19 protein-coding genes and 1 pseudogene are annotated in these 23157 nt (G+C 38.5%); 14 read left to right on the top strand and 6 right to left on the bottom strand.

Translation table 11 applies throughout. The features are described from left to right. Positions 1-52 precede the first annotated feature (52 nt). The 13 genes and pseudogenes from OIZ54_RS01710 to OIZ54_RS01770 all read left to right on the top strand — a co-directional run bounded on the left by OIZ54_RS01710 (position 53) and on the right by OIZ54_RS01770 (position 14677). The gene (locus tag OIZ54_RS01710; protein WP_024033616.1) at positions 53-625 is read left to right on the top strand and encodes a tRNA-(ms[2]io[6]A)-hydroxylase; all 573 of its coding nucleotides are present in this window, start codon (positions 53-55) and stop codon (positions 623-625) included. Between the two features lie 183 nt (positions 626-808). After that, a complete protein-coding gene (locus tag OIZ54_RS01715; RefSeq protein WP_264389523.1) occupies positions 809-2728 on the top strand; it encodes a pilus assembly protein N-terminal domain-containing protein in 1920 nt (639 codons plus the stop codon). Continuing rightward, a complete protein-coding gene (locus tag OIZ54_RS01720) occupies positions 2725-3402 on the top strand; it encodes a tetratricopeptide repeat protein (RefSeq protein WP_264389524.1) in 678 nt (225 codons plus the stop codon). Before OIZ54_RS01715 ends, OIZ54_RS01720 begins: the two co-directional genes overlap by 4 nt. A gap of 395 nt (positions 3403-3797) precedes the next feature. Next, complete coding sequence (locus OIZ54_RS01725; protein WP_024033620.1) at positions 3798-4187, top strand: hypothetical protein; 390 nt, start codon at positions 3798-3800, stop codon at positions 4185-4187. 64 nt (positions 4188-4251) lie between these two features. Then, positions 4252-5019 (top strand): hypothetical protein, encoded by a 768-nt coding sequence (locus OIZ54_RS01730; protein WP_264389525.1) that lies wholly within the window; start codon positions 4252-4254, stop codon positions 5017-5019. Positions 5020-5025: 6 nt separating this feature from the next. Continuing rightward, a complete protein-coding gene (locus OIZ54_RS01735) occupies positions 5026-6324 on the top strand; it encodes a CpaF family protein (protein WP_264389526.1) in 1299 nt (432 codons plus the stop codon). After that, a complete protein-coding gene (locus tag OIZ54_RS01740) occupies positions 6317-7192 on the top strand; it encodes a type II secretion system F family protein (RefSeq protein WP_264389527.1) in 876 nt (291 codons plus the stop codon). Before OIZ54_RS01735 ends, OIZ54_RS01740 begins: the two co-directional genes overlap by 8 nt. Further along, a complete protein-coding gene (locus OIZ54_RS01745) occupies positions 7189-8004 on the top strand; it encodes a type II secretion system F family protein (protein WP_055253567.1) in 816 nt (271 codons plus the stop codon). Before OIZ54_RS01740 ends, OIZ54_RS01745 begins: the two co-directional genes overlap by 4 nt. A 9-nt stretch (positions 8005-8013) precedes the next feature. Then, positions 8014-9177: a hypothetical protein gene (locus OIZ54_RS01750; RefSeq protein ID WP_264389528.1), complete on the top strand. Its 1164-nt coding sequence runs from the start codon at positions 8014-8016 to the stop codon at positions 9175-9177. Beyond that, entirely contained in the window at positions 9174-12005 is a 2832-nt protein-coding gene (locus OIZ54_RS01755; protein ID WP_264389529.1) for a response regulator, read from the top strand. Before OIZ54_RS01750 ends, OIZ54_RS01755 begins: the two co-directional genes overlap by 4 nt. A gap of 337 nt (positions 12006-12342) precedes the next feature. Next, the gene (locus OIZ54_RS01760) at positions 12343-13167 is read left to right on the top strand and encodes an alpha/beta fold hydrolase (protein ID WP_154944449.1); all 825 of its coding nucleotides are present in this window, start codon (positions 12343-12345) and stop codon (positions 13165-13167) included. Between the two features lie 468 nt (positions 13168-13635). Then, positions 13636-13896: pseudogene (locus OIZ54_RS01765) on the top strand (DNA/RNA non-specific endonuclease); the annotation flags it as partial. Positions 13897-14053: 157 nt separating this feature from the next. Further along, positions 14054-14677: a DNA/RNA non-specific endonuclease gene (locus tag OIZ54_RS01770; RefSeq protein ID WP_264389530.1), complete on the top strand. Its 624-nt coding sequence runs from the start codon at positions 14054-14056 to the stop codon at positions 14675-14677. Between the two features lie 887 nt (positions 14678-15564). On the opposite strand, the gene OIZ54_RS01775 is transcribed toward OIZ54_RS01770, so the two are convergent. The 6 genes from OIZ54_RS01775 to OIZ54_RS01800 form a co-directional block, all read right to left on the bottom strand. Continuing rightward, complete coding sequence (locus OIZ54_RS01775; RefSeq protein WP_004586535.1) at positions 15565-16524, bottom strand: sugar-binding transcriptional regulator; 960 nt, start codon at positions 16522-16524, stop codon at positions 15565-15567. A 163-nt stretch (positions 16525-16687) separates the two neighbouring features. Next, on the bottom strand, positions 16688-17701 hold the full coding sequence (locus tag OIZ54_RS01780) for an ABC transporter ATP-binding protein (protein WP_029772719.1): 1014 nt from the start codon (positions 17699-17701) through the stop codon (positions 16688-16690). A 10-nt stretch (positions 17702-17711) separates the two neighbouring features. Next, on the bottom strand, positions 17712-18542 hold the full coding sequence (locus tag OIZ54_RS01785) for a carbohydrate ABC transporter permease (RefSeq protein ID WP_004586533.1): 831 nt from the start codon (positions 18540-18542) through the stop codon (positions 17712-17714). A gap of 2 nt (positions 18543-18544) precedes the next feature. Beyond that, entirely contained in the window at positions 18545-19417 is an 873-nt protein-coding gene (locus OIZ54_RS01790) for a carbohydrate ABC transporter permease (protein ID WP_264389533.1), read from the bottom strand. A gap of 118 nt (positions 19418-19535) precedes the next feature. After that, a complete protein-coding gene (locus OIZ54_RS01795; protein ID WP_256850414.1) occupies positions 19536-20840 on the bottom strand; it encodes an ABC transporter substrate-binding protein in 1305 nt (434 codons plus the stop codon). A gap of 139 nt (positions 20841-20979) precedes the next feature. Beyond that, entirely contained in the window at positions 20980-22302 is a 1323-nt protein-coding gene (locus tag OIZ54_RS01800; protein ID WP_264389534.1) for a hypothetical protein, read from the bottom strand. Between the two features lie 466 nt (positions 22303-22768). Between OIZ54_RS01800 and OIZ54_RS01805 the strand changes: the two genes are divergently transcribed. Beyond that, positions 22769-23152: a response regulator gene (locus OIZ54_RS01805; RefSeq protein WP_029772290.1), complete on the top strand. Its 384-nt coding sequence runs from the start codon at positions 22769-22771 to the stop codon at positions 23150-23152. The last annotated feature ends 5 nt before the right edge of the window (positions 23153-23157 follow it).

Consider the following 23157-nt stretch of genomic DNA (forward strand, 5'->3'; position numbering starts at 1 on the left):
TTACTATTAAATACGCTAAAATCCCCGCATTATTTTTTAAGTAGTACAAAAAATGTTTGAATTAAAATACAACACCCCCTTTGAATGGACTGAAGCGGTTTTAGCCGACTTTAATACGTTTTTACAAGACCACGCTGCCGCTGAGAAAAAGGCATCGGGCATGGCTATTTCTATGCTGTCTCATTACCCAGACAAACGTAAACTGGTAAAAGCCATGACCGATTTAGCGCTTGAGGAGTTAATCCACTTTAAACAAGTGCTTAAACTGCTTATTGAACGCGATACTAATTTAGGTGATGACAAAAAAGATCCATACATAAAACAAATTCGCGCTTTATTTAGACATGGCCGTGATGGATTTTTAATGGATAGATTACTGGTTGGCGGCGTTATTGAAGCCCGCGGCCACGAGCGTTTTTCATTGGTTGCCCAAGCTTTACCAGAGGGTAAAGAAAAAGACTTTTATGTGGCGATTGCTAAATCAGAAGAAAAACATAAAAACTTATTTGTAGAGTTAGCGTACGAATACTTTGATAAAGAAGAAGTTGATGTTCGTTTAGAAGAGCTACTAGTCGCTGAAGCCGAAATTTGTAAAAACATTCCTTTTACTGCCGCACTGCATTAATACTTTTGGCACAAAGCACTGCTTTGTGCCTTCTCTCCTAACTTCATTTGCATTTTGCAAATCAAAATACTAAAGCCGCCTGTGCTTATATCTCCAACCATTTTAATTTATTGAATTTAAAGCTAAATATTTGCTGGTCTTAAACTTGCTCTGTTAAACCAACGCATACTTGAGGACGCGCATATGTTTAAAGCCATTATTTTTGTAATACTTTTTTTACCGTGCTGTGTATACGCCAAGCAAAGCAGTTTAAATTACATAGAAAACGCCAATGGCGATAGAGTAAAAAAAGTATCTCACTTAGTTAAGTGGACTCATACTCGCTTTGTATTTAACCGCGATATAGCACGTGTTGCGCTAGGCCACGAAACCACACTCGATGTAAACGTAGTAAACGGACGCGAGCTGTTAATTTTAGCTAAAAAGTTGGGCCGCACCTCTATGATGGTGTGGTATGACGACAACACATCAGAAACATTTTTGCTGGGCGTGACCGAAGACTACAGTGTACTTGAAAATGCCCTTAACGATATTCATCCTAACTTAGCGCTCACTATCGCACCTGATAGACACGCGGTAGTACTACGTGGCGAAGTACCTACGCTTAATTATCGCCATGCAGCCCACGAAGCAGCAAAAAACTATTTATATGCAAGTAGCTCGCAATCGGCGCAACCTGTTATTACCTCTGCGCCTAACCAAGGAATGTTTAATTCTTTAGCGCAGCGTTTACAGGGCATGGGTAATTTAAACAATGGCTTAGCACAAAGCTCAAGTAAAGTAGCGATTATTAACCTTATTAAAGTTACGCAAGCGCCAAAGCCTAAGGAAGCGCGCATAGCGCAGGTGTTAAAATCGATGGGGGCTGACAAAGTAACTGTAAAACGTATTTCGGTTGATGAGTTATCAAACGATGATAACGATGTGTTTATGCTCAGCGGCACAGTTAAAAATCAAATTGAACTGGTGCGTTTGTTAAATACCATCAATAAATTATTTGAACCAGAGCAAGCAAGCCAAGCACCCACTTCGGCACTAGATCCAAACGGGCTTATCAGTAGTGCAACGCAAAACGAAACAAGCGCTATTGAAGTACTCGCAAATGAGTCTGGCGGGTTATTAAATGACGATTCTGGCCTGACTTTAAGCAATGTTAATTCAAACGTAGCGCGGGCTACTTTGCTTTCGGTGGCTAAAGGTAAAGTGCTCTCAAGCATTGAAGTAGAAGACTTACCTCAAGTGAGGGTGTCGGTGCAGCTTTATGAAGTTAATCAGCGCCGCTTAAAGCAATGGCGTCCAGATATTAGTGTGCTTTCGAATGGGTATAACAACGAGCAAGGTTTATTTGGCCTAGAAGGCATGAATGCCCGTGAGTCTGGCTCAGCATCAATAGAAAACGCACTGCAATTAATTGGCGGACAATTAACAAATAACTTGCAGTTATCAACCTCGCAATTTGCCATTGATATGTTGTTTTCTTTGCTAGAGCAAGAGGGAATTTCAAGAACGCTTTCGCGACCTACACTTACCGTACTTGCAGGCGAAAGCGCGGTATTTAAAGTAGGCGGCGAAGTGCCAGTACCTACAAGCTACAGCCCATCTGGCGTTTCCAGCGGGCAACAAGGTAACAGCGGTTCAGTGTTTAGTGGTACTGAGTTTAAATCGTTCGGCGTTGAGCTTAATGTTCGTGCTTTAGTGGATGACAAAGACCGCATAACCCTTGATTTAAACCCGGTTATTTCATTGCCAGACACCACACTCACAGCAGAAATAGCACAAAGCACTGGCAGCAGTTTAAACAGCAGTGCATTTAATACGCGCAGCATGCAAACATCTACCCGTTTACAAGACGGACAACCTTTAATTATTGGTGGATTAATTAGTACAGATAACAACGCCAGTCACGACTTTGTACCTGATGCAAACGGCGAGAGCCTGTTTGGTAAATTAAGCGAAACAACCAGTAAAAGCGAAAACAACCGCGAGTTGATTATTGTGGTTACCCCTAATTTAGTCCGCGAGCCGGTTAATAATTTACGTGTGTGGCGAAGAGTTGATTTAGATAGCCAAATGGCCAGTTTTATACAGGAGCAAGGGTTATGAAAATAATATATATCGTTATTTTACTGAGTATATCGGGCTGCGCACATATAGATTATGCGCCTAGTGTAAACCCACATACTGCACTAAGTGAAATTGTTACTAAGTATGCATTAAACAGCAGTGCTTTAACTTGTGAAGGGGTAAGCGCGGTTAATTGTTTAGCCTTAGTGCATGAGCTTAATCAGTTAATGCTTGAGCACCCAAACAATAAGGTTATTTTATCTGTATCAGCTTATGCGATTTATAAAAGCGGACGAGCTAATCAGGCGCAATCGGTAATAAACAAGCTTCTTAATTTACCTAATCCGCCTTTAAACGCGCTATCTTTAGGTATTAACTTGGCTATTGAGCAAGGTAATTTAGCCAAAGCAAAACAAATAGCCCAATACGCTATTGATGAATTTGGTACTGAGGCTTCACCGTATTTACAAATGGCGTCTATTTATTATGCGCAAGGGCATTACGTTATTGCAGCTAACTATTTAGAGCTTGCCTATAAATTTGGCACGCAGAAAAGCCATTATTACTATCACAAAGGGCTAATAGCTGAGGCGACACCTGATAACGCATTGGCGTGCCATTATTATAATGAGGCAATAGGTTTTGATGCGCAGCACAGCCAAGCCACAGCGCGCTACGCGAAACTTTCGGTACTTGGTAATTGTGAAAGTTAAGGCCGCAAGGCCTTTTTATTTTATTAAACTGTGCACTCCTTAGTTAAACCCGCTCATAAAAAGTAAAAGCAACGTACCTACCTAAACAATTAAAATAGCAATCCTCAGCGTTGTTTAAACCTATCTCACTTTATGAATAATCCCAGCTAATTGCTCGTCACTCTTACTTTTAAAAGCTTTGTATAAATGAGTTAACAGCTTGCCTTTTAATTAATCTCTGCTTGCGTTGTAACGCACTTTAATAATGATTTGCAAAATGCGAATCACAACAGGGATAAGTAAAGCTCATTTTAAACAATAAAGGTAACCAATTGATTTTTAATGGTTTAATTAATGGCACGGTCCTCGCTATATATAAAGTGGGCATAAGCTCTAACACATTTAAGGTGATCATTATGAAAACTATGAAAAGCAACTTAAACGGTAAAAAACAACAAGGCTTTGTACTTACTTCTGAGCTAATTATTCTTTCAACTTCTATGGTGGCAGCGCTAGTAATTGGTTTATCAACCTTACGAGACTCTGTAACCAGCGAGCTTGAAGATGTTGCAGAAGCAATTGGCTCGTTAGATCAAAGTTATGTATTTGATGGCATGATCAACGCCGAAGGCACTGCAGAAATTTCAGGCTCTGGCTATGTTGATGCAGTAGATGTTTACGCAGGTGATGGTAGCTCGTTTACTTTTGTTGCCTCTGACTTTAGTGAAAGTGCTGCACTTATTAATGCAACGCCAAGTGGCGATGCTGCAACACGTACAGCAGCAGGTGGTTCACAAGGTAATTAAAATTATAACTACCTAAATCACACTGCCACAACCGTGTGGCAGTGAAATTTGTCAGGAGGAAATTATGAAAAGTAAAAATAATAAAGGGGCGACTACCGCTGCACTCACCTTACTTATCACCTCTGGCATGTTGGCCTCAGCGCTTGGCATCAGACAAGTAAACGAACAAGACTTAGTTACTGCCTGGGTGGTAAATAAAAATATGTCGGCGGGGCAAGTAGTGAGTGTGCACGACATTAGCCAAAAAGATGTAAACCCCAGTAACTATGCAAATATGGCGCTAAGTATACAAAATCCCCGCGCCTTTATTGGTAAGCAATTAGCCACTAATAAAATGGGTGAACAACCACTATTTGAAACAGATTTTATGCAGGTTAAAAGCCAAAATTTATCAGAGGCGATCCCCGCAGGCAGAGTGCTTTATACATTAAAATTAACCACTTTAGATATTCCATTATCGCGGGTGCACAAAGGCGACCGCTTAGATATTGTTGCCAAAACAAACCGGCTTGTAAGAACCGTTGCGCGCGATGTGCAGCTTATTGGTATTTCAAAGGGTCCTGGCAGTAAAGCGCAAAAAAATGGCGTTATGGACAGCCTAGCAAAAAAAGAGCCGGCAACAAGCGCGGGTGTGTCATTAGTGTTGGCTGTACTTCCTAAAGATGTGTATTCGTTAGCCGCAATTGATACCCAAGATAAGGTATCGATAATTGTGCACAGCGCTTATGACATTGAACAAGGGCGCTTACAAAATTTCTCCCAATTACAAACTAGCCGAACAATTCAAGTGGTTAAAGGCGTTAAAAACCAAGCTGTTTATGTAGCTAAGTGAGGCGCTATGTTTAATTTATCAAGTAAACCAGAGTCTGTAGAAGCCAATTTAAATACCTTTGAATCACTTAAAAAAATTCTCCACGATGCAGTAATTGAAGAATATGAGCAAGACCCAAGTGCTTTACTGAATGATGCGCTGCTTGAAAAAATATCCGCCCTTTGCAGTGATATTGACGAATTTGCACAATCATCATTTAACAGCCATCAACAAGCTCAAGTAGTACAAGCCGTTTACGACGAAATACAAGGTTTAGGACCAATAGCGCAATTTATGCTGGATGACCAAGTAAGCGATATTTTAATTAACGATACGCAAAATATTTGGATAGATAAGCAAGGTAAATTGCTATGTACAGCCAGTAAGTTTGACGATGAACGTCACTTACGTCGTTTTGTTGATAGATTACTAGATAGTTGCGCTCGACAAGTTAACGCTCTGACTCCCATTGTAGATGGCAAACTAAAAGATGGCAGCAGGGTACATATTGTAGTGCCACCGGCATGCACCAGTGCTGCTATTGTTTCGATTAGAAAATTTAATCACAAAAAAATTAACGATGATTTTTTAATCGACAATAAGTTTTTAAGCAAAAACTGCCTCACTTTTTTAAAAACCGCGGTGGCCTTAGGGGTTAATATTTTAGTATGTGGAAATGCCGGCGCAGGCAAAACCACCTTATTAAATGTACTCGCTAATTCAATAAATACTAACGAGCGGGTAGTAACTATAGAAGAAAGTGCAGAGCTAAATTTGCACCATAATCATGTGGTGCAATTAGAGGCGCACGACACCAACAGCGATGGCAAAGGCGCCGTTACCCTGCGTGATTTAGTAAAAGCGGCACTAAGAATGCGCGCCGATAGAATACTTGTAGGCGAAGTACGCGCAGGTGAAGTAATAGACATGCTGCAAGCCATGAACTGCGGCCACCAAGGCTCAATGACCACCGTACATGCTAATAGTGCAAGCGATGCGGTAACCCGATTATCAACGCTAGTGCAATTACATAACGCGCAGCTAAGCGACACCCACACCAGCGCATTAATCGCATCAAGCATTCAGTTAATTGTGCATGTTTCTCGAAATACAAACGGTGTAAGAACCCTAAAAAGTATTGGCGAAATAAAGCGAGTAGACGCACGTGCGCAATACTCTGCGCTGTATAGCGTAAGCGATACCGAGCAAGTAAATGATAAGGCAATTAGTACCTCAAGCGTGGTGAGCTTTATGCAAAGCCAAGGTGCCAATGCAAACGAAATTAGTGCATTACTGCAACCGGCCAGGGAGCGTAATTATGAATAAGCTTGATTACTTACTGGCCATAGCAAGTATTATGTCATTTACTTTAGCACTGAGTGTTTTTATAACACTTAAAGTAAAAACACACGCTACAAATACTAAGCACGAGGTTGATGTACTTGAAGAAAAAGACATTATCACAGTGTCACTGCGGGTACTTGGGATTAACATCAGTAATGCTTTATTTATAAGCGTTGCTTGCTCGCTTGCCACCAGTACTTGGTATGTTGCACAGTACTTTTATCCTCAAGCAACTACGAGTGCATTAATCGTTTCTTTGGTTGTATTTATAACCTGCTTTATTGTGATTATTGATTTAGCGCACTATAAATTAGCCAAGTTTGAGCACTTATTTTTAGAGTACATAGAAACCGTACAATCGTGTTTAAGTACTGGGCTTTCACTTGTTCAGGCTATGCAATTTGCCGACGAACACGCCGATAAATACATTAAACCGCAAAGTCATTTATTACTGCAGCGCTTAAATATGGGCAGTGATATACAAAGCTCGTTTGCCCCTTTAATTAAACGCTACAACTGTGAAACCGTGCGGTTATTTGCACATAGCATAATTACTCATACACAAAGCCAGTGCGATTTAACTGACATGCTTAAAAGTGTATGCAAAATGATGTCGTTAAGAACGCTAGATCGCCAGCAGCTCAAAGCTAAGCTTTCTGGTACTAAATACGCTGCGCTGTTTAGTGGCGTTTTACCCTACGCTTTAGTGCCTTTATTTAATTACACCGATCCAACCTGGTTCGATCCGCTGTTAAATAACCCCAATGGCATGGCCTTTATTACCGTTGCGGTGCTTTGCCAGTTATTTGGCTTTTTATGGCTTCGCCTAAGCTTGAGGGTAACGCTATGATAGACCTATTTTTATTTGTTGGCTTATTGGTGAGTATGGGTGCATTTATCCATATTCAAAAGCAGTCATTAAAGGCTGAGGTTCAGCAACCTATCAAAACCAATATAAATTGGTATCCATTAATTGTTATTTCAAAAAGCCAATTTAGACAGGCAGGGTATCAGTTAAATAAAATTTTATTGAGCATGTACTGCTTTAAAATGGCCGCCACATTTTGTGCTTATACTGCCATAGAGATCACTGGTTATGTATTAAGTACACCGCTTGTAGCCATTATCTGTTTTATTAGCTTTTTTGCGCCTGATATGTGGTTTTTATTTAAAAAAGGCCAGCGTAAAGTACAAATAAACAATAGCTTAGAGTTTTTTTTAAGTGTGCTGTTAGTGTATATGCGCGCTGGCTTTTCGCTAGAGCGCGCATTTGCTTTAGCGGTTGATCACGGGTTAAGTAAAAAACACCCTTTATATAAAGAGCTTAAACTATTTTTGTTTGAGCTCAGTGCCGGTAAAGACCGCGAAACAGCCTTTAATTCGTTATATGACAGAACAGGGGTTTCGGGTTTAAAAAAATTAGCTAATTTAATGCTTATTGGCTCTAAGCTTGGCACCCCGTTAATACAGGCGGTTGAGTCACAATTAGAAAGCTTTGCGCTTAAAAAAAATATTTTATTAGCTAAAAAAGTAAATAAAAAAGCATTGCATACCACCTTTCCCATTATCTTAATTTGTTTTCCTATGTTTTTAGTACTGGTGTTTTTTCCTGCGGCGCTGCAGGTAATGAATGTACTAAAAATGCTGGTTGAAGTGCTATAGGAGCGCTCTATGAATAAACAATACCAACAGGGCTACATACTCACTATTGAGCTGATTTTAATTATTACCATTTTAATTATTGGCTCTATTGGTGGTGTTATTTTAGTGCGCGATGCACTTATTAAGCGCTATCACACAAAGGTAGATAACCAAATAACAGTGGTTGATGCTAATAACACCCCTTTGGGAATCGCCATTGGGTTTGATGAGCACCAGGCCCCTTTAATTTTTTACACAGACCGCCAAGCAAATGCAACATATCGCGCTTTAATTGGGATACGCGATGACAGGTTCACCTCACGAGAAGCCATTTATTACGATGCGCCTAATTGCCAAGGCAACCCGTGTATAAAAAGTTTAAGTGATGAGTTTTCAGATAGTCTAGGAGTTAGTAACACCGCTAATAGTGGCAATGTAAGTTATATCAATGCGCTACAGCAAGGCCCTAATTATGCCATTGGCCAATTAAGTAACTCCGTAATGGGGCAATTACTAAAAAGTACAGCATTAGCGTGCCCCGCAACAGGTGACGAAATTGTATCGCGCTATATGTCTCAAAAGGTAGTTACTGGTAACCCATGCGAAAGCTTTTCAATTGCTAAACAGCAAGCCGATAGTAGTTGTTTGGTTGGTGTAACTGCGCTTGGGAATCCGTTACTAGGCATAGACAGTCAGCAATTATCGCAGTCGTGCAATAGTTGCCGAACAGGGTATGAGCCGCAAGGCGATATTCTTGATTTATATTTGCCACAAGTTGAAGTGTTATTAGGAACCGCGCTTGATGCACTGTCGCTCATAGGTGTAGCAAGCAGTGTAGATGTAGAGCTAGGCGGTATTTGCTGCCCACAAGGTACGCAACTAGAAGAAGATGAAAATATAGTAGAAACACTGGCATTTACTATTTTAGAAACAACTTTTGAGCTGCTAGGTATCGATTTAATAAATAACGACATAATTATTCAAACGCTGGCCCTTATTGGCATAGAGCCTGGCGTAACTTACTGCGAGGCTTCGCTCAATTTAACCTCGGCAGAGCCGGTGTTAAATACACAAGGCGAACCTGCTTTAAATAACTTACTTCCGCCATTTAGAGTAAAACTTCCATCACATACAAGTGCTAACAGCACGCGTTGGATTTCTACACCGCCGAAAGGTGAAGGAGTGCGCCCATGAACAGCTCATATGCAAATAATATAAATGAATTTAACAACACACAAATAGATGAAATAAAACAAGAAATAACCGAAACGCTAACCCTAATGAAGCAGTTTTATGATGTTTCTATTGTTAAGTTCGTTGATTATAATGCCTTGTATACGCAACAAATTATTAGCTGCGATGACCCATACAAAGCCGACAGTGAATTAAATAGCTTGGCACAAACGTGCACACAAGAAAAACTCTACATAATTGAAGACACCTTATTTGACCCACTAACAAAAGGGCGCTGCCAACAGGTACGCTTTTACTCTCAATATCCCATTTATAATTTAGATAACAGCTTAATTGGCGTACTGATCATTGCCGATATTTCACCTAAAACACTTATAGGCTCTCAAAAAGAGCAATTTGTATCTTTTGCGCAATTACTGCAAACCCAGCTTAATAAGCATTTTACCCCAACTAAGGCAATTAAACCGAGTGAGACAAAATCACTGAATCGATTTGTTCATTTATTTAGCTTAGCGCCGGTGGCCTTTTTAATTGCGCTGGTTATTTGCTCGTTCTCGGCTTTGCTTTTATATACGTTAGATAAAAAAGATAAAAAAAGTGCCTATGCCATACAAACTCAGCAGTTAAGGCAAACGCTGTTTGATGCATTAGAGCGCTTTGACAACCAAGCACTTTATATTACTCAAAAAGATAAAATTGTTGCAGGCTTTTTAAGAAGCCAACAAAGTTATACACAGCAACAATTAAGTGATTTAGTAAAAACGCAGGTATCAAGCAGTTTAACGTATAAAGGTTTTGTTGTATTTGATAATGACTATAAACAGCTTGCCATATGGTCTAAAAACAACTTTGATTTAGCAGCTTATGGCTTTACTAATTGGCTAAACGCATTTTCAATGCGAGCAAATAAACAATCAGTAGAGGTATTTACTGTAGCCGATACAGCGTTTTTAATTTCAGAAATAAACATGGGTAATAGCGCTATTTATACACTCACAGCCTTTGATTTAAGTAAGTTTTTAAATGCCATTATAGGTAAGCTAAATACGCAAAATTATAATTTATTTATATCAACCCCTCAGTTTATATTAGGAAGTAGGGGGGAGCTAAATGTTAAAACTATCCCTAACAGCATAAGCGCAGCAAGTAGCCGTTTTCCTGCTACGTGGCGCTTGCATGTACAACCCATTAAACCGATAACGCCTGCTAATGTATCTAGGTTCGACTTATTTAAACTGGCATTAATTAGCTTAGCTATATTTGCATTTGTTTATTATTTTTTACGTTTACCAAGGCGCTTACATGACGAAATTAAACAAAAAAATACCCTTATACTTAATAGAGAATCGCTGTTTTCAAGCTCGCTTGATGCACTGCCGCATGGCTTTGCCATTTTTAATAGTAACGAATTTCCGGTAATAACTAATCAGGCATTTAACGAATTGTTTTCTCATGTTATTCAAAGCAATAAGCAATTAAGTTACAGCCAAATAATGAGTATATCTCAACAAAATAATATTATTACGCATTATCAAGAGCATAATAAATTAGCTAATGAACATAGCCAATTAATAGATATCGGCTTTAGTGATGGACGCTGGATCACCGTTGTGCAAAGGCATACCGACTTTGGTGGCTTTGTTTGTTACTTTAGAGATGAAACACAAGCGCATCAAAAAGAGTTATTACTTGCCCAAGTAGTAGAAAAATCTAAGCAAGCTAACCAGCTAAAAGATAAATTTGTAGCACGCTTAGCAATGCAATTAAAAGCACCACTTAGTTCACTGCAATCTATAGTAGAGCTTAATTATAAAAACAGTAAAGGCAATTTTAACAATGAGTTAGAAAATGCATGCACACAGTTAAGTTGTGTTGTGCAGCAGTTGGTTAATATAAATAAAACCGATACCGGTAAATTAAAGCTTAAAATGAGCGCTATTAATTTAGCTGACTTACTTAAAAATACGGCCGATATTCTTAATAAAGACTCTGATGATAAAAATATAATGATTAATAACAATGTGCCCATAGATAAAGGCATAAGCAGTGATGAAAAACTGATTATGCAATTAATTATTCAGCTTGCTAGTGAGCTTATAGAAAGCACACATCAAGGCAAATTGTCATTAAATTCTGAGCTGATTAACGAGCAAGGTAAACATTATTTGTCGCTGGATTTTTCTATAAATAACTTAGCAAATCAGGGAAATTTTTATAGTCAGTTACAAATGGTAAGCAAACAACGGTCTTTTGAAAGCGATATTAATTTTGATGCTACATTAGAGCTGCGGTTTTTTATCTCAATTTTTAAAATGCTCGGCGGTAAAAATATTACTGTGCACGAGCGCGGTAAAACAACATCTATTAATTTATCGTTATTAGTTAACACCGTAGAATTGTTACCCGTAAGTGCAAACAAGCAAGAGTCCATTACTGTAACTACAACGCATACAGAATTTAACAACACCAAATCGTTGTTGTTAGTTGATGATGAGCCGCTCGTAGAAATGGTTATTAAAGCCATGCTAAAAGATGAAAACGTAGCAATAGATTATGCAAGCAATGCAATAGAAGCTATGTTGATGGTGTCGCAAAATAATTACGATATTATTTTAATGGATATTGTTATGCCAGAACTGTCGGGCACTGACGCGATGCTTAAAATAAAAAAACATAACGCAGACAAGCAAACCAAAATTATTGCCCACACTTCAGATTCTGACACAAATAGTAATGCAAAGTATGTTGAACTTGGGTTTGACGACATGCTTGAAAAACCAGTAAAGCAGCAAGTATTAATTAATAAAATTAAGCATTTGCTAAGCTAGTCCAAATTAAACAATATAAAACTGTAAAATACACAGGGCCTATTATTTTTAATAGGCCCAAACTGGCAGTAATTATTTCATGTAGCTGCTACTTTATTTCATAATTTTAAAAATGAAGGTTATTTTAGACTCTTTATATTTTACTCTTTTCGCTTAACTCAAAATAAATCCTACTTACTATTAATAGCCGCAGACCGCATTTTAAAACGCTCTCAGGTTTTTGTAATTATTAAAGCATCAAAAAAAATATTTTAAAAACAAGCTGGGATGATAATTGCTCATCACTATACATACACAGGTTTAGACTAAATTTAAAATATTGATTAGGATAATAAGTATGAGTAAAACACAAACCATTACCGTTGAAGGCCACAAAATTGCGTATCAAGAAATGGGCGAGGGCACACCGCTACTATTATTACATGGTATTCCGACTAACAAATCGTTATGGCGAAATGTTATGCCAACACTGAGTGAGCAACATCGTGTTATTGCGCCTGATTTACTCAATTACGGCGAATCGGATATGCCAAAAAATACCGATGTATCAATTAATGCCCAATGCAAAATAATCAGTCAATTTATGGATGAGCTAGGTATTGCTAAAGCAAACATTGCCTCTCATGATATAGGTGGCGGAATTGCACAACTCATGGCGGTAAATTACCCAGAAAAAGTAAACAGCTTAATATTAATTGATAGTGTTTGCTTTGATTCTTGGCCAATACCCGAGTTTGAACCTTTGCTTGAACCTGGTGTAGAGCAAGAAACATCGGTTGATGAGTTTGTTGATACGCTAAATGATTTTATGCCAAAAGGTGTATACGATAAAAGCATAATGACCGATGAGCTTAAAAAACAGTATTTAAAGCAATGGAGTAATGAGCAAGGTAAAGCAGCGTTATTCAATAATATGCGCCGACTTAATAAAGAGTACACACAAGCAATTGCCGGTGAGCTTAAAAGCTTAAAGCATGAAACCCTCATTTTATGGGGTGATGAAGATAACTTTCAAAAACCTAAATATGCACCTCAGTTAGCTCAAACCTTACCAAATGCAACACTAACTTGGATAGAAAAAGCAGGGCACTGGGTTATAGATGAAAAACCAGAACGAGTAACTTCGTTAATGGGTGAATTTTTGGCTGATAAAAAGTTCTAAAGCACCTTAGTTTTAAAGGACTAGTTAGCCACTTTGGCTAACATGTATATAAAACCATGCCGTTTGAGCTTTATTAATTTTTATATAATTAGTTACTCAAACGGCTTTTTGTTTTCATCTATTTTTTAGTATTAAACCATTTAAGTATAAACCGCTATTAATAGCTCAATGTTCATACATTAAAAGTATGCGTAAACGCTTTATATCAGGGTGATTACGCATAGAAAACCACAAAGAACTCAATTTAACATAATGCATGTAGGTATATAAAAAACCCCTTATTCGCTAGGTCTACAAGTGACGTTACTGCGTTAAATATAAGGCGAGGGTAACTGTATACTCGCGACTTTTATTAGTAATACCAAAAGCCTAAGACGATATTATTGTATTTATAAACAATTAGTTAGATACATATTGCTGTAATAATGTACTGCTAATTTTCACCCTCATTTAATTGAGGATAAAACAATGAAGACAATAATAAAGGCATCAATAGTACTTACAGGTTTATGTTTTGCGCACAGTGCAAGTGCAGACAATTGTTTACAAGGTTGCCCAACAGGTTTAGATAATGGCAATACAATTGAGCGAAGTATTTATACTTTAAAAAATAATCGTTATACAAAGTTTGCAGATTGGGTGGCTTACCATGTTACTACCAGCACTATGAGTGGACCATCGAGAAGTAGAAGTTGGAAAGCCGATCCGGATTTATATTCTCACTATACAAAGGGCGTGCCTGTCTTTCAGGATTAAATTTGTTCGAACTAGGGGCTATTTAATCGCGGCACGAGTTTTGTAACCTAGTGGGCTAAGTAAAAATCGAGTAACAAAGAGTAAATCGCCCCTAGAAAGAACCTTACTAGGCAACGCGTGTTTGGTATTTATGCAGCGTTATCGCCAATTTATGGGGAATAACCACACTACATTGGCTCTGCCTTGCCTAAAAACCAAACACACTGTTGCAAATTCAATCTCGAATGACTGGCACGCCCTTAAACCTAGTGATTACACCGATGCATATGCAACAATAAATACCGATAGAGGCCATCAAGTTCCATTAGCATCTTTTAGCAATACGGCTGATTGGAAACTAACAAACTTACTTTCTAATATTACGCCGCAATCATCCGCATTAAATCAAGGCCCATGGGTTAGGCTTGAATCTGCAGTGCGAAATCACGTAGGAAATGGAAATGATTTATATGTAGTAACAGGTCCATTATACGAATATTATTTTGCAGAGTTACCACAAGCTAACGAAGCACATACGATTCCAAGCGGCTATTTTAAAATTGTTATGCAGCAAACTGGTAGCACAATTAAAGCATCGGCATTTATTATGGAGCAAACAGCAAGTCGCAGTGATAACTTTTGTAATACCGAAGTAAGTATTGATGAAGTTGAATCGCGCTCGGGTATAAATGTAATGCCAAACTTATCGTATAACAGTGCACAAACAATTGAATCATCAGTGTATGGTTTAAGGTCTGAACTAGGTTGTAACTAAGCCATATTATTTTTGCGTTAGGCCTTAGGTTTTGAAGAACTTAAATCTAAGGCTTTAAATTAAACCTGATATGAGGCGTAATAAATTCTTGTAGCAATAAGTTAGCTTCAAATAAAATGATAGAAACGAAAATTACAAAATTTGAGCTTGTTTAAAAAAGGTAATTAATTTTTATAAAGGGAATATAGAGGCAGCTATATGGAATTTGTAATTGCTAGGCTTTATAAGATTGAAATACTAAATAAACATTAGCGAAAATATCGGTGTAAAATGTAGTGCGTAAGTTGTTGTTAAAAGTTACTGTACATAACAATTTGAACGGTTAACTGAAAGACCAACTTTAAAAGACTATTACTCAAAACACCATAAATAAGGGTTTATACGTAAATAATAGAAGCTACTTACTTTGATTACGTATTAATTCACCTTATTTAACATAATATAAATTATAGGTTGTTATGTATATTATAATAAGGAGTGCGTATTGCACTCCTACTATGTCCAATACTAGACGGTATCGGACATTAAGGTGGTTTTACCAAGCTATATCAAGCCTTACTTTGTTAAGTGCTTTTAGTTTATTTCTGGTCATTACGTTTTATTATTCATTACACTTAAAACTTTACTAACTATATTAGTTACAAAGAACTTTAAGCATTGGCTACTTTAAAATTTTAACCATAGCAGTTTTTGCTTTGCTATTTTCATCAACGTTCTTTCATTGCGGCGTTTTTTTATTACAGCGCTATTTAAAACGTTTTATAAAAAGCCTACATTTATTAAAACTTTATTGGTATTTTAAATGAGCCTGTTAATTTTCCTTATTTGAAAATAAAAGGCTCAGTTATCATCCGTAGATTTTAAAAAGCTACCTAAAACAACCTTTGCTAATCCATACTTAAAATACGTTCTGCTGTGTATTCGTTAGTAATTAAACCGCTGATCATATTTGATCTAACTGCACCAAGTATCGCAAGTACCTTATCTTCACCGGCGGCTATAGCGTAAATTTGTTTATTACCTTCAATTTTTAATGGCGTACTGGCAACGCGTTGGTTTACAGTGCAGTCAATTAATTGGCCGCGTTTGTCGTAAACCCAGCTGATCATTTCGCCCACAGCCCCTAAATTTTGTAGCTCTTTTAGCTCTTGCTCATCAACAAAGCCATCAATATGCAATGGCGATTTTTCGCCTAGGCTACCTACACCCACAAACGTTACGTCGGCTTGGGTGGCCAATTTTAAGTTACTGGTAATATTATGTTGTGAATGCAATTGCTGTTTTTCTTCAACACTTCTTGGTAATACAGGAAGCGGCATTGGGTAATGCTTTGCATTTATATGCTCGGCCATTCTAACGACTACATCATAAGGTGAAGCCGACCCATCAAGTGCCATGTTGCCAAGCATAGCCACTACTTTGTGTTGGCTACAATCTAGCGTTGGCAGTTCATCAACGCATGCACGTAGTACGCGCCCGGTCCCCATAGCTAAAATTTTCGGTGTTTCTGATTTTAAATGGCGTTGTATTTCAGCAGCACCGGCTTGCGCTAAACCCACTGTAGAATTTGGATCTGAACCATCGCTAGGCACTACTTCACAAGAGTCTAAGCCAAAACGGCTTTTAATTTTTTCTGCTAAATCCATACATTTAGCAATAGGATGATCGAGCCTTACTTTAATAAGCCCTTGGCTTACAGATAATGCCACCATACGTTGAGCCGATTGACGAGATACATTGAGTTTTTTGGCAATTTCGTCTTGTGTTTTACCCGCAACATAATAGAGCCACCCTGCTCTAGCTGCATCATCGAGCTTACGTATTTCTGTATTTGATAGCTTTGCCACATAAACCTCTTATTTTGATAAGCCGCTTAGTTTAGCGATAAATCATTTTACAATATTTGCAAATATATCATTCATTTATAAAATGCCGAAGTATCACATTAATTTAATAACCAATACTTTAGGTAAATTTGCTATTCCTAAAGTATTGGCCTAAAACGGCGGATTAAACTGTTGGGTTTTTAATCGTTAAACCATTTTTATCAAATCTATGTACCTTGTGCTCAGGTGCACTTAAATAAATTGTATCGCCATATTGTAGTGGGCAATCGCCATCTGCTTTTACCGTAACCGTACTGCCATCGTTAATAGTTACATGTAAAAAGCTTTCAGAACCTAAATGCTCGATAACGCCTACAGTACCTTGCCAAGTTCCTGACTCAGTTGAAATTTCAAAGTGCTCAGGACGTACACCCAAACTGTGCGTTTGTGCATGGCTATCGTTATCTACTTCAATAAAGTTCATTTTTGGTGAACCAATAAAGCCTGCCACAAATTTATTTACCGGGTGCTGATACAGCTCAAGTGGCGTACCGACTTGCTCAATAATCCCCCCATTAAATACCGCAATTCTGTCTGCCATTGTCATCGCTTCAACTTGATCATGTGTTACATAAATCATTGTTGTAGCTAAGCTTTTGTGTAGCTCAGAAATTTCTAAGCGCATATTTACACGAAGTGATGCATCTAAATTTGAAAGCGGTTCGTCAAACAAAAAAGCCGACGGTTGCCTAACAATTGCGCGCCCTATTGCTACACGTTGGCGTTGCCCGCCCGATAATTGCCCTGGTTTACGGTCTAAGTAATCAGTTAAATTAAGTATTTTAGCGGCATTTGCTATTTTACTTTCAATTTCAGCAGGGCTTACTTTTGCGCGTTTTAGTGGAAACGCAATGTTATTGCGTACACTCATGTGCGGGTACAAAGCGTACGACTGAAATACCATAGCTAAACCACGTTTTGCCGGTGGCGTCTGTGTGGCATCTTGGCCATCAATCTCAATTGTGCCGCTGGTTGTGTCTTCCAATCCGGCAATCATACGTAGTAATGTTGATTTACCACAACCCGATGGCCCTACAAATACAATAAATTCGCCGTCTTTTATCTCTAAATCAAGCGGTTTAATTACGTTAACTTCATCAAAACTTTTAGTTACTTTTTTTAGTGTGATGCTGCCCATGTGTGTTCTCCTACTTTACTGCGCCAAAGCTTAAGCCGCGCACTAATTGTTTTTGACTAAACCAACCAAGAATTAATATTGGCACAATGGCCATGGCAGATGCTGCCGACAACTTGGCGTAAAATAACCCTTCTGGGCTTGAGTAACTGGCAATAAATGCCGTTAGTGGTGCGGCATTCGCAGCGGTTAAAATGAGTGTCCAAAATGCTTCGTTCCATGCCAAAATTACGTTTAACAGTAATGTTGAGGCTATGCCGGGTAATGCGATTGGCAGTAATACATGAAATATCTCTTCGCCAATAGTTGCACCATCCATTCGTGACGCCTCTAAAATTTCACCCGGAATTTCTCTAAAGTAGGTGTATAACATCCATACCATAATCGGTAAGTTTATTAAGGTCATAACAATAACTAAGCCCAGTTTTGTATCTAATAAAGCAAAGTCTCTAAAGAGTAAATAAATAGGAATTAACACCCCTACCGGCGGGAGCATTTTTGTAGAAAGCATCCACATAAGTAGGTTTTTAGTTTTTTTCGTTTGCACAAACGCCATTGACCACGCGGCTGGTACGGCTATTAATAAGCCCAATAAACTTGAGCCTAGTGATATAACCACCGAGTTCCAAAAGTGATCAAAATACGGCGAGCGGGCTAACACATCTTGATAGTTTTCCAGTGTCCAATCAAAAGCAAATAACGCTGGTGTGGCTGATATTGCTTCTGCTTCGGTTTTAAAACTGGTAATTAATGTCCATAAAATTGGGAAAAATATCATCCCACTGATGGTCCATGCTGCCAGGGTATAAATTAGTTTTGATTTTTTATTTGCTGCACTAGCCATGATTAACCCTCTAAGTTTTTACCAATAAGGCGCATTAAAAATATGGCTACAATATTGGCAATAATTACTGCAACTATGCCCCCTGCTGAGCCCCCGCCTACATCAAATTGTAATAACGATTGGGTGTAAATTAAGTAAGTAATATTGGTTGATGCATACCCAGGCCCGCCACTGGTTGTCACTAAAATTTCTGCAAAAATAGACAGTAAAAATATAGTTTCAATTAAAATAACAGCGGTAACAGCGCGTGATAAATGCGGCAGCACTATGTAAAAAAACTTACTAAAAGGCCCTGCACCATCTAAATCGGCAGCTTCGAGTTGTTCGCGGTCAAGGGATTGAATTGCCGTGAGTAATATCAACGCAGCAAACGGTAACCACTGCCAAGAAACAATAATAATGATTGAAAACAAAGGCATTTGCGCAAAAAAGTCGATAGGTTCAAACCCGAGCCAAATTGAAAAGTGTGCAAATAATCCGTTTACAGGGTTCATAAACATGTTTTTCCACACCAAAGCCGATACGGTTGGCATAACAAAAAATGGGGCGAGAACCATAATACGAACATAGTTTCGCCCCCATATTGCTTGGTCGAGGAGAACAGCTAAACCGATACCACCACAAATTGTGATAGCTAATACACCCGTTACTAAATAAAGGGTATTAAAAAAGGATTCAACAAATGCGGGATCTGTTAAAAAAAACTCGTAGTTTAAAAAGCCTACAAATTCGCGTTTACCAGGAATAAGTAAGTTGTAATCTACAAACGAGAAATAGAGTGTCATGCACAGCGGCACTATCATCCATCCTAGTAATAAAATTACACTAGGAAATAGCATTATGCGTGCAAGCGTACGAGACTGTGTAGTTGCCATATCAGTGACCTTCAAAAAGTCAGCATTAACCTTAGCAACAACGACAAACGGCTACTAGATAACATGCTAATGCTGACGAAAAATACGAGGTAAGCGCTAAACTTACCCGCCTACTTATTTATTTTGGGTAGCGTGCTTTACGCATTGTGCGCTCAACTAGGCGTTGTGATGTGTTAAGCGCTTGCTCAACAGTCATTTGCCCAGTAAGTGCAGCGGAAAACTGCTGCCCAACAGCAGTGCCAATTCCTTGAAATTCAGGGATAGCTACAAACTGAATGCCAACATAAGGCACGGGTTTAACAGTAGGGTTTTTCGGGTCGGCCGAATTAATAGAATCAAGCGTTATTTGTGCAAACGGTGCTGCATTCATGTATTGCTCGTTTTCATAAAGTGATGCGCGAGTACCCGGCGGTACTTTTGCCCAGCCTTTGTTATCGGCAACTAATTGACTGTACTCTTTTGATGTAGCCCAGCTAATAAATTTCATTGCAGCATCAGATTTTTTACTGCTAGAAGGAATTGCAAGTGTCCATGACCATAGCCAGTTACCACGTTTACCTAGGCCATTATCTGGTGCAAGTGCAAAGCCTACTTTATCAGCGACTTCAGAATCTTTTTTATTGGTTACAAATGCGCCAGCAACCGTTGCATCAATCCAAATACCACATTTACCCGTTTGAAATAACGCTAGGTTTTCGTTAAACCCATTCGCTGACGAACCCGCAGGTCCAGACTCTTTCATAACATCTACATAGTACTGGAGTGTGGCTTTCCACTCAGGGGTGTTAAATTGTGGTTTCCAATTTTCATCAAACCAGCGAGCGCCAAACGAATTTGCCATTGAAGTAATTAAAGCAACATTTTCGCCCCAACCAGCTTTACCGCGTAAGCAAAGGCCATAAACACCTTCATCTTTATTGGTCATCGCTTTTGCAGCTTTTTGAATAAAGCTCCACGTAGGCGCCTTTGGCATTTCTAGGCCGGCTTTTTCCATTAGGTCTGTACGGTACATAACCATAGAGCTTTCGCCATAAAATGGGGCCGCGTATAATTTGTTATCTATCGTTAAGCCACTGCGAATAGCCGGTAGTAAGTCATCAACGTCGTAATTTTCACCTAGGTTATCAAGCTCAGTTAGCCAGTTTTGTTTACCCCAAATTGGCACTTCATATGTGCCAATTGTCATTACGTCGTATTGGCCGCCTTTTGTGGCAACATCGGTTGTTACACGTTGACGTAAAATATTTTCTTCTAGTGTTACCCATTTTAATGAAATATCTGGGTTTTGTTCTTCAAAATGATTGCTAAGCTCTTTCATGGTGATCATGTCACCATTATTAACAGTGGCAATGGTTATGGTTTCTTTAGCGGCTACGTTAATAGCCATAACTGAACACGCGAGCATTAATAATTTAGTTTTCATCGGGTTAACCCTCATAAATATGTTAAATGACGCTTAAAAAATAACTGTAAAGCGCCTTAGTAAATAAAGCGGTGAGTAATTTCAACGTATTTACAGCGCTGAAATTACCTTTAAACCAAACAGTAAGTTAGTAAGCTATTTAAAATTTAACTGAGATTTCTGAGGTGAAACCGTCAAAACCACGACCAATTTGGCCGCCTGAGTTTGCGCCTTCTTCTTGGTTTACATACTCAACTTTTAAAAGTGTAGAATCTGTAAACCAGTAACCTGCGGCTACTTGTAAGCGCTCAACGGTGTTATCGTTTTGGCTGATTAAATCGGAAGTGTTTTCTGACTCTGCATAGCGCGCGGCTACGTAAAGTTTTTCAGGAATGATATATTGCTGTGCTTCAACTGCGTAATATTCTACTGAGCTTTCGCCTTTAATTACACTGTTAGAATCAAACGTGGTACCGTTTTCGTCTGCCACGCCATCTGTACCAAAGTAGGTAATACCTGCCACTGCGTTACCTGCAGAGTCTGCAAAGGTGTAATCGTCAGACGATTTACCCAACATTAAAATGATGCTGGTTTGATCTGATGGCTGATACGCTAAATTTAATTGAATGATGGACTGATCAAGCCCTGGCATAACACCTACGTGAGTATCACGTTCGCTTGAAGGAGAAGCCGAAAAGTTATAGTTTTCGCCATCACCAAAACGGTAATTTGTTGTTGTGAGTCCATCTAAGCTCGCTACGCCATTTTCAAAACGAAGTTGGTCGCCTTGGTTAGCTTGTAAGTAATTTAAGCCAACTTTAAAGCCACCTTCAAACTCTAATGTACCTTGTAAGCGGTAATTAAAGCCTCTATCTTCTTGAAATGCTTCGCCAAAGCTTGATGTAGTAATGTGACCTGCCACGTTATAAGAGCGAAGTACACCACTGTCAAAAGTTTCTGTGTAGCTTAATTGTGCACCGTTTTCTGCGGTTGCGTAGTCGTTAATGCCGTTACCAATTAAGGCATTACCTTGGTTATCTGCGCCGTCTTGAAAACCTTTAAACTGAAATGGAGACGCGCCAATATTACCTAAACGAAGCGTTAAATTTTCGTTTTCGTTTGGTGTGCCGTATAAGCCAAGTAAATCAAATTCAATACCTGCAAAGTCGTTATGAAACGAAAAATCACGGTCGCCGCCGCCAAAATCGTTTGGCTCTTCGGCTATATCAATGTCGGCAGTAATGTATTCATTTATATGAAACTTAAGCATTAAGTTAGCTCTGATACGGCCAAAACCTGATGATTGCTCTTCATCTCCAGGACGAAATGCACCGTCTTTAGCTTGAATAGACTGAAAGTTTTGCATTGCTAGAAAGTTAACGTCAAGGCGGTCAAAGTAATCTGACATTTCTGCTTGTGCAGGCGTCGCCAACGCTGCTGCTACTAAAGTTAGCGCAAATTTAGCTTTCTTATTATTTAACATAATGAACTCTCTATTTAGTGTGTTGTGTATTTTCAGTGTGCAGCTAAAGCTAATGGGCATTTTATTTAAATGTGTTTTTAAACTTCGTAATGGGCATCGGCTCAGCTAATGAGCATAATCACAAATGAATAATGTAACGTCAACATCTTTTATTACAAAACATTTACATGGAATCGTGTTTATAAAAATTTACACTTATAAACAAGGGTTTAATAGTTTTGAATTCCAAAATAAAATTGCCAGTTATGACTAAAGTCTTATTTAAAATGTTCTGTAGAGGGCTATTGAAGAGCGTTATTTAACATTTATTAACCAATTAAATGGTGTGGGCGTTTAATTAATACGGCAGGTTTAGACGCGTAAAAGCGCTAATTGGTTGTTTTTTGATTTACTTTCTTGAGCTTATACAGTGCTTAGCATAAAATTAAATTACTTTAGATGTATAAAAAATAGAAGTAATTAACATATGGAATTTGTGCGCCCGCTTGAGCCTATACTTATTATTGATGACGTTAAGGAAATACGTGACTACCTAAACCAAATTTTAACGGAGCTAGGCTTTGAAGATATTTTAGAAAGCAACGATTACCTTTCTGCAAAACCCCTTCTTGATAAAAAATCACCCAATGTCATCTTTTTGGATGTGGACTTACCTGATTCTGAAAGCTCTGATATTCTAGAACATATTAATGATAGCTACCCTCACGCTCACGTTGTTATGTGCTCGGGTCATAACACCCTTGAAAACGTGCAAAACACATGGGAATTAGGCGCTAAAGGCTTTATAGAAAAACCTTTTAACGCTAAAAAAGTTAATTCTGTTATGAAGCGCCTCGAACTAAGCGAATAAAATAA

The organism is Pseudoalteromonas sp. A3 (genome assembly GCF_025942345.1).
Taxonomy (GTDB): Bacteria; Pseudomonadota; Gammaproteobacteria; order Enterobacterales; family Alteromonadaceae; genus Pseudoalteromonas; species Pseudoalteromonas atlantica.